The following is a 13,374-nucleotide window of genomic DNA, read 5'->3' on the forward strand; positions in this document are numbered from 1 at the left end:
AAGGCGAAGCTGCCACCCGGCAAAAACTCACCCCAGATACTCAATCACCGACATCCCGCCGTTATAGTCCGTGCTGTAAATAATCCCCTGCGCATCCACAAACACGTCGCACGACTGGATCACCTGCGGGCGGTTGGGCCGCGTATCCATCATCCTCTCCGGCGCCGCGGGCACCAGCGCTCCCGTTTCTACCGGGCGATACGGATTGGAAATGTCATACGCGCGCACGCCCGCGTTCTGGTACGTCGCGAAGATCAGCGTTGAGCTGACGAAGCTTCCCGGCCGGTTCTCGTGCAGGTTGTGCGGGCCGAAATGCGCCCCTTTCGCCACGTAGTCAATTTCATCCGGCTGCGGGAAGGTGGCAATACTTACCGGATTCGACGGCTCGCGGATATCAAACAGCCAGATCAGCTTTTCGCCGTCCTGCTGGTTATCCAGCACCGCCTCGTCCAGTACCACCAGCAGGTCGCGATCCGGCAGCGGCAGCGCGGTGTGCGTCCCACCGCCAAACGGCGGGCTCCAGTTACGGTGGCTAATGAGCTTAGGCCGGGTGCGGTCCTTCACGTCCAGCAGCGTCAGGCCGCCGTCACGCCAGCTGCCATACGCGGTGTCGCCGGCAATAATCGCATGGTGCAGCGCGTAGCGTTTGCCTTCCGGCCAGCCCGGCTTCTCACCTTCGGCCTGGTTCATCCCGGGCAGCCACCAGCGCCCCGCGACTTCAGGCTTACGCGGGTCCGCAAGATCGATGATCAGAAAGATGTAATCGGTAAAGCCGTCGATCAGCGCTGACACGTAGGCCCAGCGGCCGCCGACGTACCAGATGCGGTGAATGCCGATGCCACTCAGCGACAGAAAGCCGATTTCGCGTGGCCTGTCCGGCGTGGAGATATCAAAGACGCGAAGCCCGGCGCTCCAGACTTTATCCTGCACGTCGCTGACGGTCTCCCCCACCTGGCGGGTGTAGTAGACCTTCTCATCGGCAAAACGCGCATCGGCAAACAGATCCCGGGCGTTGATCACCAGCAGCAAATCGTCGTGCGCCTGGAGGTGTACGTTCCAGGTACCCGGCGGCGCGGGCACGTAACCTGCGGCTTTTGGTTTTTTCGGATCGCGCACGTCAACAATGGAAAAGCCCTGCGACACCATATGACCGATATAGGCGAAACCACGGTGCACCATCAGCTGTACACCGTCCGGACGACCGCCCTGGTCGCTATGGCCAATCAGCCGCATATTGCGGCTGTATTCGGGTTGAGGTAATGCAGACATGTATAAGTCCTTTCGCCGGATGGCGGCTGCGCCTTATCCGGCCTACAACACCGTAGGCCCGGTAAGCGAAGCGCCACCGGGCATTATTTTGACCTGGCTTCCAGCGTCGCAAACCACGGCGCGATAAAATCTTCCGTCTGGCCCCAGCCTGGAATGATTTTCCCCAGCGACGCCACGTTCACCGCGCCCGGCTGGGCGGTCAGCAGCGCCTGCGGAATAGCCGCCGCCTTGAAATCGTAGGTGGCAGGCGTCGCTTCTCCGGCAATCTTATTGGCGATCAGGCGTACGTTGGTCGCGCCAATCAGCTTCGGATCTACCGCCACGCTCACCTTCCACGGGCTACCCGGCTCGCGCATCAGCTGGAGATCCTGGTTGGAGATGTCGATGCTGTAGAGCTTGATCTCGGTGCGGCCGTTCTCTTTCAGCGCCTTATACGCGCCCTGACTGAAGGCATCCCAGGTCCCCCAGATGGCGTCGATTTTACCTTTCGGGTATTTCGCGAGGATCGCCCCCACCTTGTTGGCGGTGTCGCCCTGCACGTCAGAGGAGACCGCGCCGATGGACTCCAGCTCTTTAATCTCCGGATACTGCTTTTGCAGTTCTTTATACGCCGCCTGACGGCGCTCCATCGGCGGGAAGCCCGCGACCCACAGCTTGACGATATTGGCCTTGCCGTTGAAATCTTTCGCCAGTTGACCAAAAGAGAGGTTGGTCAGGGAGGCATCGTCCTGCTGGGTAACGGTTACGCCCGGGATCTCGCCGTTCACGGCGGTATCAAACACCGAAACTTTAATCCCGGCATCCACCGCCTTCTTTACCAGCGCGGTGGAGTACGGATCGCGCCCCTGAGAGAGAATAATCCCGTCGTATTTCTGGCTGATGGCCTGGTTCACGAAATCCTGGAATCTGGCGTCGTCCCCGTTACTTAAAAACGTGCTGACCTTAAAGCCGAGCTTTTTCCCTTCCTGAATCGCCCCGGCAACAAACTGCGTGGTGTTGTCGTCCGAGCCCAGGTTGCGGATCACCGCAATGCGAATGGGGCCGTCATGGCTGGCAATGGCGGCCGGAACCGGCGCGGGGGTAGCCGCCAGGCCCGGCAAAGAAGTGAGTAATCCAAGAGCTACCAAAGAGAGCGCAATCTTTTTCATTTATTATCCCGTTGTGTTGTCAGCGTTTTTGTATGTAAGTAATCGCCAGTGCCATCGCGAGCACCAGCCCTTTTATAATGTCCATGGCATAATACGGCACGGAGAGCATCACCAGCCCGTTCGACAGCACGCCGAGGATCACCGCCCCCACCAGCGTGCCCAGCGCGTTCGGCTTGCCGGACCCGGCCAGCGAGAACCCGATCCACGCCGCCGCCACCGCATCCATCAGGTAGCCGCCACCCGCATTCACCTGCGATGAACCGATACGCGAAGCCAGCAAAATTCCGCCCAGTCCCGCCAGCAGCGAGGCGATCACGTAGGCCGCCACCTTGTAGCGCGTGGTGCGAATACCGGAGAGACGCGCGGCTTCCGGGTTGCCGCCAATGGCGTACATCCGGCGTCCGTGGGTGGTCAGCGACAGGCCCAACTGCGCCAGAATCGTCACCACCAGCATGACGATCACAATGGTCGGCACCTGCCCCAGCAGGCTGAACGCCGCCGGAATGGTCCCTTCCGCCATGTCGCCGCTCGGCAGCACCATGTTCTCTGTAATCGACCCGCCGTAGCTGTAGGTCATCGCCACGCCCTGGATGACAAACAGGCTGGCAAGGGTCGCGAGCATGTCCGGAATGCGCAGGATGACGATCAGAAAGGCGTTAAACAGGCCGACCAGCGTGCAGAGCGCAAGGGTCAGCAGAATCGACTCGGTGGTGCCGAAGCCGTGCCAGACGAAAAGCGAAATCACCAGCGCGTTCGCCAGCGACGCGGTTGACCCCACCGAGAGATCGAACCCGCCGACGGTCAGCGAAATCGAGACGCCGATGGCAATCACCGTCACGATGGCAATCGAGCGCAGAATGTTGATGATGTTGTTCGGATCGAGGAAGCTGTCCGACGCCAGGCCAAACACCGCCACCAGCGCGACGACGGTCAGCAGCATGCCCCACCTGTAGAGAAAATCGAAAATCTGCTGACGGCCAGACGCCGCCGCGTTCACTGAAAGGGCCTTGCTCACGACGCCGTTCCTCCGGTTGAATAATAAAGTAGTGTCTCTTCCCGGGCCTCGGCTCCGGCGATTTCCGCCACGATGCGTCCGTCCCACAGCACGCAGATGCGGTCGCACAGCCCGACCAGCTCGGCGAACTCGCCCGAGGCGTAAATCACCCCTTTGCCCTCGCGCGCCAGGCCGTCGATCAGCTGAAACAGATCGGTTTTGGCCTTCACATCCACGCCTTTGGTCGGCTCGTCGAATATCAGCACGCTGGCGTCATTGCGCAGCCATTTGCCGATGGCGACCTTCTGCTGGTTACCGCCGGAAAGCCGACGCAGCACCTGCCCCGGCCCGCGCGTGCGCACACCGACGCGGGCAATCACCTCTTCTGCCCAGCGCCACGCCTGACGATGACCAAACAGGCTCCAGCGCGAGAAGCTGTTATCGGCGCACACGGCAAGGTTCATGCTCACCGGCTCGTCGATAAAAATGCCCTCTTTGCGCCGCTCCTCCGGCACCAGCGCCAGACCGCGCAGTACCGAGTCTGCCGGATCGCGCGGTTTCCAGGCCTGATGGTTCAGCTCGCCGCGCGCGACGCGGCTTTTGCTGGCGCCAAACAGCGCCTTGCAGAGTTCCGTTTTCCCCGCCCCCGCCAGCCCGGCAATGCCAAGGATTTCACCTTTGCGCAGGTGCAGGGAGATATCTTTCAGCAGCGCATCGTCGTGCAGCCCTTCCACCCGCAGCAGCGTCTCCTCACCGTGCGGCGGGCGCGGGGGCGGATAGATATCGCTCAGCTCGTGGCCGAGCATCTTCTCAACAATCGCTTCGCCGCTCAGATCCGCCATCGGGCCGGACTCAATCAGCCTGCCGTCGCGCAGCACCGTCAGGGTGTCGCAGATGGCCTTCAGCTCGTGAATGCGGTGAGAGATAAACACCACGCCGATACCCTGCTGTTGCAGACGTCTTACTACCGCAAACAGACGCTCACTCTCGTGCGCGTCCAGCGGCGCGGTGGGCTCATCAAGGATGAGAAAACGGCAGTGGTGCGACAGCGCCCGCGCCAGCAAAATCTGCTGTTTTTCAGCCAGCGTGCAACTGTCGATGGAGCGGCGTACGTCGAGCGAAACATCCAGCTGCGCCAGCGCCTGCCGCGCCTGCTGACGAACCGCGCGCCAGCTGTAGCGGTGCCCCGGATGCGCCAACTGGTCGAGCATGATGTTTTCGGCAATGCTTAACCCGGGGATGAGCGCCACATCCACCTCCTGCTGCACAAGATGGATACCCAGCCGTTTGGCGTCCAGCGGCTCGCGGATACTTACCGGCTGGTTGTTAATGCAGATTTCGCCTTCATAACGATCGTGCGTCCCGCACAGCACCGCCATCAGCGTCGATTTCCCCGCGCCATTGGCGCCGGTCAGCGCATGCACCGACCCGCCGTTCAGGGTGAAATCCACGCGCGACAGGGCCTGAAAGCCGGAAAAGGCCAGGCTGATACCGCGCATCTCAAGGCGACTGGAAACCATCCGCGTAAATCCTTCATTACTCTTCTGATTTAGCGAATTTTTCACAGCTCTTGTTGACTGACAACGACGTAAAAGGCATAAGTTAAAGCAAAATATTATTAGCCATCCGGATGTCCAGACATAACATCGGGTTAGCGCTTGCTAAAAAAGGACAACTTCATGAGCAACACCGATATCCGCGTCGTGCCCGGCCCGGCGAACTACTTCTCTCATCCGGGAAGCCTTGCCCACCTGGATGATTTCTTTACTCCGGAACAGCTTTCCCGCGCGGTGTGGATCTACGGCGAGCGGGCAATCGAGGGCGCACGCCCTTATCTGCCGCAGAGTTTTAACGCGACGGGGGCAAAACATCTGCTGTTTAAGGGCCATTGCAGCGAGCGTGACGTCACCCATCTGGTGAACGAGTCGGGAAGTGAAGCCAGCGTGGTGATTGGCGTGGGCGGCGGTGCGGTAATGGATACCGTCAAGGCCGTGGCGCGTCGTCTGGGCGTGCCGTTCGTAGGCATTCCCACTATCGCCGCCACCTGCGCGGCGTGGACCCCGCTCTCCGTCTGGTACAACGATGCCGGTCAGGCGCTACAGTTTGAGATTTTTGACGACGCCAACTTTCTGGTGCTGGTGGAGCCGCAGATCATCCTTAACGCCCCGGCGGAATATCTGCTGGCGGGCATCGGCGATACGCTGGCGAAGTGGTACGAAGCGGCGGTGCTCGCCCCTCAACCTGAGAGTCTGCCGCTGACCGTGCGTCTTGGCCTGAACGGTGCGCTGGCGATCCGTGACGTGCTGCTGGCACGCAGCGAAGAAGCGCTTGCGGATCAGCAGCGCGGCGAACAGACGCAGGCGTTCCGGGACGTGGTGGATGCGATTATTGCCGGAGGCGGAATGGTCGGCGGTCTGGGTGAGCGCTATACCCGCGTGGCGGCGGCGCACGCGGTGCACAACGGCTTAACCGTGCTGCCGCAGACGGAAAAATACCTGCACGGCACCAAGGTGGCCTACGGCATTCTGGTGCAGAGCGCCCTGCTCGGTCAGGGCGACGTGCTGGCGCAGCTGGTGGCGGCGTACCAGCGCTTCAATCTGCCGACCACGCTTCGCGAGCTGGACGTCGATATTCACAACCGCGACGAGCTGGATAAGGTCATTGCCCACACCCTGCGCCCGGTGGAGTCGATTCACTATCTGCCGGTGACGTTAACGCCTGAGGTGCTGCGCGCCGCGTTTGCGAAGGTGGAATCCTTCAGCCGTTAATCGCGCCAACGGGCTATACCTAATGATGATTCTCTCCACTCTTGCAACGAGGTCATCATGCAGATCGATTTAACAGGTAAAAAGGCGCTGGTTACCGGCGCCAGTCGTGGGCTGGGGCCGCGGGGCAAATTTCCGGCACCGGTCTGGACGTGGACGGCGGTTTGAACGCCTGATCGCATCTTTTTCTGCAAGCCTCTGTCGCCCGGCAGAGGCCTGTTCGAGGCGCCTCGACGATTCGCGTTTTGCCGCTTTCACCCGTTTTTTCTCCGCTCTACAGTACCCCATTAGAAATTCGGAATTTATCTAATAGTCTTATTATTTCCTTATATTTTGTGTGGGCGTACAGTGGAGGTACGGATGAAGATTGTCTGGTCCAATGGTGCAAAAAAAGCATTTTCCAGAATTGACGAGCGGTATCAGCGTCGCATTGAGGTAAAGCTTTCTGAGCTGGATGACCGCTCGGCTCCCCGGCCAGATATCAAAAAAATATCGGCGACCGAAGATCATTTCCGGCTTCGCGTAGGCGATTACCGCATCGTCTATACGCTTCGGGACAATCCTGATAACCATTGTTATGTTTTGGCCGTCAAGCGCAGAACTTCAACGACTTACCTGCATGAGGAGAGTGCCACCTATGGCTGTTCAGCTAATCAAGGACGATAACGGGAAAACGCAGTACGCCGTTATTCCCTATCACGAATATTTTCGTATGCTCTTACAAATGTCAGAAATTGACGACGAAACCGACGACGATCTGGAGGATATTGAAGTCGAACACGATAGTCTGGATGACGTGGAATTGCCCGGAGAAGTATGCAGCATCATGACCTGGCAAAACGTCAGCCTACAGGCCGCCTGGCGCATTTTACTCGGCATGTCCCAGCAGGAGGTGGCGGAGAAGCTTGGCATCAGCCAGTCCGCCGTGTCACAGCTGGAAGCGCTGGACTCCCGACCGCAAAAGCGCACCCGCGAAAAGCTGGCGGCAATTTACGGCTGTAAACAGGAGCAGATCAGCCTCTATTTACCAAAAGAGGGTTAACAGCACTTCGCCCCGCCCTTGCCGCCGTAGCGGGCGTCCTGACGGTCGCGGAAAAATTCTTCGTAGGTCATGGGCGTCTGGTCCGGGTGGTTGACGCGCATATGCTCGACGTAGTTGTCGTAATCCGGCACGCCAATCATCATTTTAGCGGCCTGGCCCATGTATTTACCTGCTTTGGAAAGGGTGTCGAACATAGTTCTGATCTCACAGGAAATGTAGGCCGGGTAAGGCGAAGCCGCCACCCGGCACACGGGTTAATGCGCCCCTTTCGCCTGGGTGACAATCTCGTCCAGGTTCTCAGGCATTGGCTCATACGGCGTCTCTTTCGCCGTCGGTTTGTCGACTTTCAACGCCGCCAGCGCGGTTTTCAGAGAATACAACGCCAGCACCACAACCACCACCATAAAGAAGATGGTCAGCCCGGCGTCCAGACGGTTGTTAAACACCAGCTGCGACAGTTGAGATTCGGTGTACTGTGCCGGGATCTTACCGCTGTCGATCATCGCCTGGAACTTGTTGGCGATCGCCAGGAAGCCCACCTTATTGTCCGGGCTGAAGGCTTTCTGCCAGCCCGCGGTCAGGGTACAGATCAGCAGCCACGCCGTTGGCACCAGCGCCACCCATGCGTAACGCTGGCGCTTCATCTTGAACAGGACTACGGCACAGAGCATCAGGGCCATGCCCGCCAGCATCTGGTTGGCGATACCGAACAGCGGCCACAGGGTGTTAATCCCGCCCAGCGGGTCGACCACGCCCTGATGCAGGAAGTAGCCCCACGCCAGCACGCACAGCGCCGTCGCCAGCAGGTTAGCCGGGAGTGAATCGGTACGCTTCAGGTTCGGGGAGATCACCCCCAGCAGATCCTGCAACATAAAGCGCGCCGCACGCGTACCGGCATCCACCGCCGTCAGAATAAACAGCGCCTCGAACAGAATGGCGAAGTGATACCAGAACGAGACATCCATCAGCCCGCCCAGTGCGCCGTGCAGAATGTAGGCCATGCCCACCGCCAGCGTTGGTGCCCCGCCTGCGCGGGAGATAATTGACTGCTCGCCGACCTCATTAGCGATATGCGTCAACGTTTCAGGGGTAATCGCAAAGCCCCAGCCGCTGACCACCTGCGCGGCAGAGGCAACCACGTCAACGGTGCCGGCCGGGGCCAGTACCGCCATTGGGCTGTTCATCGCAAAGTAAACGCCCGGGTCAATAATACAGGCCGAAACCAGCGCCATAATCGCCACGAAGGATTCCATCAGCATGCCGCCGTAGCCAATCAGGCAGGCCTGATTTTCATTCGCCAGCATCTTCGGCGTGGTTCCGGAGGCGATCAGCGCGTGGAAGCCCGACACCGCCCCACAGGCGATGGTGATAAACAGGAACGGGAACAGGTTACCGGTCCAGACCGGGCCGGTGCCGTCAATAAATTTGGTCAGCGCAGGCATGGTCAGGGTCGGGCGCATAATCAGAATGCCGATCGCCAGCCCGACGATGGTGCCGATTTTCAGGAAGGTGGAGAGGTAGTCACGCGGGGCCAGCAGCAGCCACACCGGCAGCACCGCCGCCACAAAGCCATAGCCCACCAGCATCCAGGTCAGCTGCACGCCGGTGAAGTCGAAGAACGGCGCCCAGGTCGGGCTTTCCGCTACCCAGCCGCCGGAGATAATGGCAAACACCAGGAACACCAGGCCAATAACTGAAACTTCACCAATGCGCCCCGGACGCAGATAGCGGATATAGATCCCCATAAACAGCGCCAGCGGAATGGTGAAGGCGACGGTATAGGTTCCCCACGGGCTGTGGGTCAAGGCTTTCACCACGATCATCGCCAGCACCGCGAGGATGATCACCATGATCATAAAGGTCGCCACCAGCGCAATCACCCCGGCGGTTGCGCCCATCTCCTCTTTCACCAGCTCACCCAGCGAACGACCGTCGCGGCGGGTGGAGACGAACAGCACCATGAAGTCCTGCACCGCGCCCGCCAGCACCACCCCCGCAAGGATCCAGATCATCCCTGGCAGGTAGCCCATCTGCGCGGCCAGTACCGGCCCCACCAGCGGGCCTGCCCCGGCAATCGCCGCGAAATGGTGACCGAACAGCACTTTTTTATCGGTCGGCACGTAGTCCAGCCCGTCGTTATGACGCACGGCCGGCGTCATGCGCGTGCCGTCTACGCCCAGTACCGTCTTCGCGATATAGCGGCCATAAAAACGGTATGCGATCAGATAAATGCAGACGGAGGCGACGACGATCCACAGCGCGTTGATCTGCTCCCCCCGGTTGAGGGCGATATAGCCCAGGGCAAAGGCTCCCACCACGGAGAGCACCGCCCACGTAAGGTATTTCCCTGAGTTGTTCATAGTTGTTGTCCGTTGTTGTGAAACAGTGAGATGTTACATTTTGTTTCTAGAACAACGGATAAAATTTAACAACTTTGAAACGCAATAATGCGTGGTCAAACCAGAGATTTACACCACAGTGTTAAGCCGATCACTTTCAGCTGAATGACTTACCCCAACACCATCGTACTCAACCGACAGGTACAGCACCGCCGCCCCTGCTCGTCGAACACCACGATCTCCCAGCTCTGGCTGGAACGGCCCAGATGCAGCGGCTGACACACGCCGCGTACCTTACCGTGAGAGACCGCGCGGTGGTGCGTGGCATTCAGTTCCGTGCCCACCACGTTCTGCCCGTCACGGGTCATCAGAAAACCGGCCATTGAGCCCAGCGTTTCCGCCAGCGCCGCCGAGGCGCCGCCATGCAGCAGGCCAAACGGCTGGTGGGTGCGGGCATCCACCGGCATCTCCGCTTCCAGCGTATCGTCCCCGAGGCGGGTATAGACGATGCCAAGGTGCCCCACCATCGTATTCAGGCTGGTGGCGTTCAGCTCCTCGAGCGTTAAATGACGTTTCCAGATCATTACGCCCCCAGCGTGGAGCCGCCGTCCACCACGATATCCTGCAAGGTGATATGGCTGGCGGCATCGGATGCCAGGAACAGCACGGTCGCAGCAATCTCCTGTGGACGGGCAATTTTACCGAGCGGAATGCCGAGCTTGAACTGCTCACCAAAGCCGCGAATGCGCCGCTGTTCCGCATCATCGCTGGTCCACAGGGTGCGCTGCATGTCGGTATCCGTTGAACCCGGCGACACCAGGTTACAGCGTACGCCGCTGCCCGCCAGCTCCAGCCCGACGGTCAGCGCCAGGCTTTTCAGCGCCGCTTTCGACGCGCCGTAGGCGCTCATGCCGATGCGCGGCGTGTGCGCCGCGTCAGAGGCCACCGTCACAATCGCCCCCCCCTGCTGATGACGGAACTGGCCCATCGTCTGCTGGAACAGGTTGAACGCGCCGCCGACGTTGACCGCAAAGGTCTGCTGCCAGTCCTCCTGCGAGAGCTGATCCGTCGCGCCCATACGCAGAATGCCCGCCGCGTTAACCAGCACATCGAGCCGCTCAAGGCTGCTGAGCAAATGCCCGCAGACGTCACTCGCCTGCGCCGCATCCGCCACGTCCAGCGTTTCGGTGGCAAACGGATATTCGCCGTGAGGGAAAGCCAGATCGAACCCGGTCACCTGCGCCCCGGCCTCCACAAATGCCAGCGCGGTCGCATAACCAATGCCCTTACCCGCGCCCGTCACCCAGACCGTTTTACCGGTGAAATCAAAAGCCATCACTTCACCTCGCGGGAGAGCAGCGCCCACCAGGCATCGAGGGTCGGATTTTTTGCCAGCATCACGAAATCAATGTCGCCGTGCACTTTGCGCCAGCGGGCGGCCAGCGCCATCATCCTCACTGAATCCAGACCGTAGTCGATCAGGTTTTCGTCATCCATCGGCTCGTCGGACTCGTCCAGCAGCGGCAGGATCAGCTCACGCAGCGCGGCTTTCGTTGTCGGAACGGACGGCAGCAGCTCGTCGGTCATCACCACGCGGCCCGAACGTCCTGCCACGTATTTCAGCGACATCAGGTGCTCGTCGCGGGTGAAATCCGCCAGCGCGTCGGCGATAAAGAACGGTTTGATGTCGCGCATAAAGGCGTCGGTGGCGGTGGTCATGCAGCCGATGTGGGCGTACACGCCGGTGATCAAAAGCTGGTTGCGCCCGGTCTCTTTAAGCATCTGCTCCAGCGGCGAGCGGTGAAACGCGCTGTAGCGCCACTTCACCAGCACGGTGTCCGCTTCGTCCGGGGTCAGCTCAGCGACGATGCGCTGCTGCTCCGGCGAGCGAGTCAGGCCCGGCCCCCACATATCGTTCAGCAGGGCGCGGTCTTCATCGCTCTGATCTTTCGGCTGCGCGGTGTAGTACACCGGAATATTGTGCTCTTTGCAGTACGCGCGCAGTTTAGCGATGTTCGCCACTACCTGCTGCATCATGTCGCTATTTTCGCCCCAGAAGTTCAGGAAGTACTCCTGCATATCGTGGATCAGCAGCGCGGCGCGCTCCGGTTCAAACGCCCAGTTCACTTTACTGGTCGGCAGTTCGGCGGCGGTTGGCAGCGCGTATGCGGTTAATTTTGGAATGGCCATTCTCTGTTCCTCAGCCCCGGGCGCGTTCAGCAAGCCACAGGCGCAACTGTTTCTTATCAACTTTGCCGACCGGCGTGAGCGGAAGCGCATCCACGCTCTCCACGCGGTCCGGCAGCTTAAATTCGGCGACGCCCTGCTCGCGCAGGAAGCGGCGCACCTCCACCGCGCGCAGGGGCTGTTTCACCACCAGGTACGCGCAGCTTTTTTCGCCCAGCAGGCTGTCCTCCATGCTCACCAGCGCGGCGTGGATCACCGCGTCGTGGCGCAGCAGCAGGTTTTCGATCTCTTCGGCGGCGATCTTCTCGCCACCGCGGTTGATCTGATCTTTCTCGCGCCCCTGCACGGTGATGTAACCCTGCTCATCGATGGCGATCAGATCGCCCGAGCAGTAGAAACCGTTGGCATCAAAGGCGCTGGCGTTGTGTTCCGGGCTATTGAAATAGCCGCGGAAGGTGTAAGGGCCGCGCGTCATCAGACGCCCGACTTCCCCGCGCGGCAGCGGGTTGCCGTCCTCGTCCGCCACCCACACTTCATCGTCCGGGCACATCGGGCGGCCCTGGGTATTGATGATGCGCTCCGGCGCATCGTCGAGGGCGGTGTAGTTCACCAGCCCTTCCGCCATGCCAAACACCTGCTGAAGCTGGCAGCCAATTTCCGCCGGAATACGTGCCGCAAGCGTGGCGGAGAGACGTGCGCCGCCTACCTGGAGCAGTTCGAGGGATTTCAGCTGGGCGTTCCCCGCGCCGTCGGCAATCGCCTGCAACCACAGGCTGACCGCGGGCGGCACCAGTGAGGTGACGTTTATCTGATGCTGCTCAATCAGCGGGAAGCAGAGCGTGGCGCTCGGATCGTTAGCCAGCACCACGCAGCCGCCCGCCGTGAAAACGCCTAACGATCCCGGCGAGCTCATGGCGTAGTTATGCGCCGCAGGAAGCGCGTTCAGATAGCGGGTGTGCGCAGTGATACCACAGATTTCGTTGCTGCGACGGATGCTGTAGTCGTAGTCGTTGTGCGTACGCGGGATCAGCTTCGGCGTGCCGGTGCTGCCGCCGGAGAGCTGGAAGAACGCCACTTCGTCGGCGGGCGTCGGGTTCGGGATGAAATTGTCCGCCGGGCGTGCAATCGCCGCCTCCAGCGCGTGTTCGCCCTTATCGCCGCGTAGCAGCACAACGCGTACCGAGCGATGCGCATCCACAAAGGTATTGAGAAAATCATCACCCGCGAACAGCGTGTGGTCGCGATCGGCAATCAGCACGGCGGGTTTGATCTGCTCCGCGTAGGCGTTGAGTTCGCTGCGCTGATGGCTAAAGAGCGCGTTAACCGGTGCGACGCCGATTTGCAGCAGCGCGAAGAAGGTGATGTAGAACTCGGCCACGTTGCCGAGCTGCACCAGCGCGGTCTCGCCGCGATGCAGCCCCTGCGCCTGAAGGACAGACGCCAGATTCGTCACCGCCTGATTAAACGCGCGGTAGGTGATGCGGCGATCGCCGTCAATTATCGCGACCGCATCGTTGTCCGCATGGTCCGTCAGGATGTGGGTCAGCGGCAGATCCTGCCAGTAGCCTTTTTCACGGTAGCGGCGGGCAAAATCCTCAGGCCAGCGGGTAAAAGAGATGGTCATGAGTAT

13 protein-coding genes are annotated in these 13,374 nt (G+C 60.4%); 3 read left to right on the top strand and 10 right to left on the bottom strand.

Translation table 11 applies throughout. The annotated features are described in order from the left end of the window. Positions 1-27: 27 nt before the first annotated feature. From INF61_RS08440 to INF61_RS08455, 4 genes are all read right to left on the bottom strand, one after another. Positions 28-1,269 carry an LVIVD repeat-containing protein gene (locus INF61_RS08440; RefSeq protein WP_193547690.1) on the bottom strand — a complete coding sequence of 414 codons (1,242 nt, stop codon included), beginning with the start codon at positions 1,267-1,269 and terminating at the stop codon, positions 28-30. An 83-nt stretch (positions 1,270-1,352) separates the two neighbouring features. Continuing rightward, on the bottom strand, positions 1,353-2,417 hold the full coding sequence (locus INF61_RS08445) for a sugar ABC transporter substrate-binding protein (protein ID WP_032103097.1): 1,065 nt from the start codon (positions 2,415-2,417) through the stop codon (positions 1,353-1,355). A 19-nt stretch (positions 2,418-2,436) separates the two neighbouring features. After that, positions 2,437-3,432, bottom strand: coding sequence for an ABC transporter permease (locus INF61_RS08450; RefSeq protein ID WP_032103096.1), 996 nt, complete (start codon positions 3,430-3,432; stop codon positions 2,437-2,439). After that, on the bottom strand, positions 3,429-4,931 hold the full coding sequence (locus INF61_RS08455; RefSeq protein ID WP_023296101.1) for a sugar ABC transporter ATP-binding protein: 1,503 nt from the start codon (positions 4,929-4,931) through the stop codon (positions 3,429-3,431). Before INF61_RS08455 ends, INF61_RS08450 begins: the two co-directional genes overlap by 4 nt. A gap of 159 nt (positions 4,932-5,090) precedes the next feature. On the opposite strand from INF61_RS08455, the gene INF61_RS08460 reads away from it, so the two are divergent. The 3 genes from INF61_RS08460 to INF61_RS08470 all read left to right on the top strand — a co-directional run bounded on the left by INF61_RS08460 (position 5,091) and on the right by INF61_RS08470 (position 7,218). After that, on the top strand, positions 5,091-6,179 hold the full coding sequence (locus tag INF61_RS08460; protein ID WP_193547691.1) for an oxidoreductase: 1,089 nt from the start codon (positions 5,091-5,093) through the stop codon (positions 6,177-6,179). 357 nt (positions 6,180-6,536) lie between these two features. Beyond that, positions 6,537-6,842 (top strand): type II toxin-antitoxin system RelE/ParE family toxin, encoded by a 306-nt coding sequence (locus INF61_RS08465; RefSeq protein WP_058685699.1) that lies wholly within the window; start codon positions 6,537-6,539, stop codon positions 6,840-6,842. Then, positions 6,814-7,218, top strand: coding sequence for a helix-turn-helix transcriptional regulator (locus INF61_RS08470; protein WP_193547692.1), 405 nt, complete (start codon positions 6,814-6,816; stop codon positions 7,216-7,218). Before INF61_RS08465 ends, INF61_RS08470 begins: the two co-directional genes overlap by 29 nt. Here the strand turns inward: INF61_RS08470 and INF61_RS08475 are convergent. The 6 genes from INF61_RS08475 to entE all read right to left on the bottom strand — a co-directional run bounded on the left by INF61_RS08475 (position 7,215) and on the right by entE (position 13,368). After that, a complete protein-coding gene (locus INF61_RS08475) occupies positions 7,215-7,412 on the bottom strand; it encodes a YbdD/YjiX family protein (protein WP_063412114.1) in 198 nt (65 codons plus the stop codon). The genes INF61_RS08470 and INF61_RS08475 overlap by 4 nt on opposite strands. Positions 7,413-7,472: 60 nt before the next feature. Further along, positions 7,473-9,578: a pyruvate/proton symporter CstA gene (gene cstA / locus INF61_RS08480; protein WP_015571172.1), complete on the bottom strand. Its 2,106-nt coding sequence runs from the start codon at positions 9,576-9,578 to the stop codon at positions 7,473-7,475. A gap of 149 nt (positions 9,579-9,727) precedes the next feature. After that, entirely contained in the window at positions 9,728-10,141 is a 414-nt protein-coding gene (entH, locus tag INF61_RS08485) for a proofreading thioesterase EntH (protein ID WP_015571173.1), read from the bottom strand. Continuing rightward, positions 10,141-10,893 (bottom strand): 2,3-dihydro-2,3-dihydroxybenzoate dehydrogenase EntA, encoded by a 753-nt coding sequence (entA, locus tag INF61_RS08490; protein ID WP_045344545.1) that lies wholly within the window; start codon positions 10,891-10,893, stop codon positions 10,141-10,143. The genes entH and entA overlap by 1 nt, the downstream gene beginning before the upstream one ends. Then, complete coding sequence (locus tag INF61_RS08495) at positions 10,893-11,747, bottom strand: isochorismatase (protein WP_015571175.1); 855 nt, start codon at positions 11,745-11,747, stop codon at positions 10,893-10,895. The genes entA and INF61_RS08495 overlap by 1 nt, the downstream gene beginning before the upstream one ends. Before the next feature lie 10 nt (positions 11,748-11,757). Further along, on the bottom strand, positions 11,758-13,368 hold the full coding sequence (gene entE, locus INF61_RS08500) for a (2,3-dihydroxybenzoyl)adenylate synthase EntE (protein WP_193547693.1): 1,611 nt from the start codon (positions 13,366-13,368) through the stop codon (positions 11,758-11,760). Between the last annotated feature and the right edge of the window lie 6 nt (positions 13,369-13,374).

The organism is Enterobacter cloacae complex sp. P18RS (assembly GCF_014982105.1).
Taxonomy (GTDB): Bacteria; Pseudomonadota; Gammaproteobacteria; order Enterobacterales; family Enterobacteriaceae; genus Enterobacter; species Enterobacter hormaechei_C.

Coding starts and splice junctions, on each gene's coding strand:
- INF61_RS08455 (WP_023296101.1), bottom strand. CDS start 4,931: ATGGTTTCCAGTCGCCTTGAGATGCGCGGTATCAGCCTGGCCTTTTCC.
- INF61_RS08465 (WP_058685699.1), top strand. CDS start 6,537: ATGAAGATTGTCTGGTCCAATGGTGCAAAAAAAGCATTTTCCAGAATT.
- entH (WP_015571173.1), bottom strand. CDS start 10,141: ATGATCTGGAAACGTCATTTAACGCTCGAGGAGCTGAACGCCACCAGC.
- cstA (WP_015571172.1), bottom strand. CDS start 9,578: ATGAACAACTCAGGGAAATACCTTACGTGGGCGGTGCTCTCCGTGGTG.
- INF61_RS08475 (WP_063412114.1), bottom strand. CDS start 7,412: ATGTTCGACACCCTTTCCAAAGCAGGTAAATACATGGGCCAGGCCGCT.
- INF61_RS08445 (WP_032103097.1), bottom strand. CDS start 2,417: ATGAAAAAGATTGCGCTCTCTTTGGTAGCTCTTGGATTACTCACTTCT.
- entE (WP_193547693.1), bottom strand. CDS start 13,368: ATGACCATCTCTTTTACCCGCTGGCCTGAGGATTTTGCCCGCCGCTAC.
- INF61_RS08460 (WP_193547691.1), top strand. CDS start 5,091: ATGAGCAACACCGATATCCGCGTCGTGCCCGGCCCGGCGAACTACTTC.
- INF61_RS08440 (WP_193547690.1), bottom strand. CDS start 1,269: ATGTCTGCATTACCTCAACCCGAATACAGCCGCAATATGCGGCTGATT.
- INF61_RS08495 (WP_015571175.1), bottom strand. CDS start 11,747: ATGGCCATTCCAAAATTAACCGCATACGCGCTGCCAACCGCCGCCGAA.
- entA (WP_045344545.1), bottom strand. CDS start 10,893: ATGGCTTTTGATTTCACCGGTAAAACGGTCTGGGTGACGGGCGCGGGT.
- INF61_RS08470 (WP_193547692.1), top strand. CDS start 6,814: ATGGCTGTTCAGCTAATCAAGGACGATAACGGGAAAACGCAGTACGCC.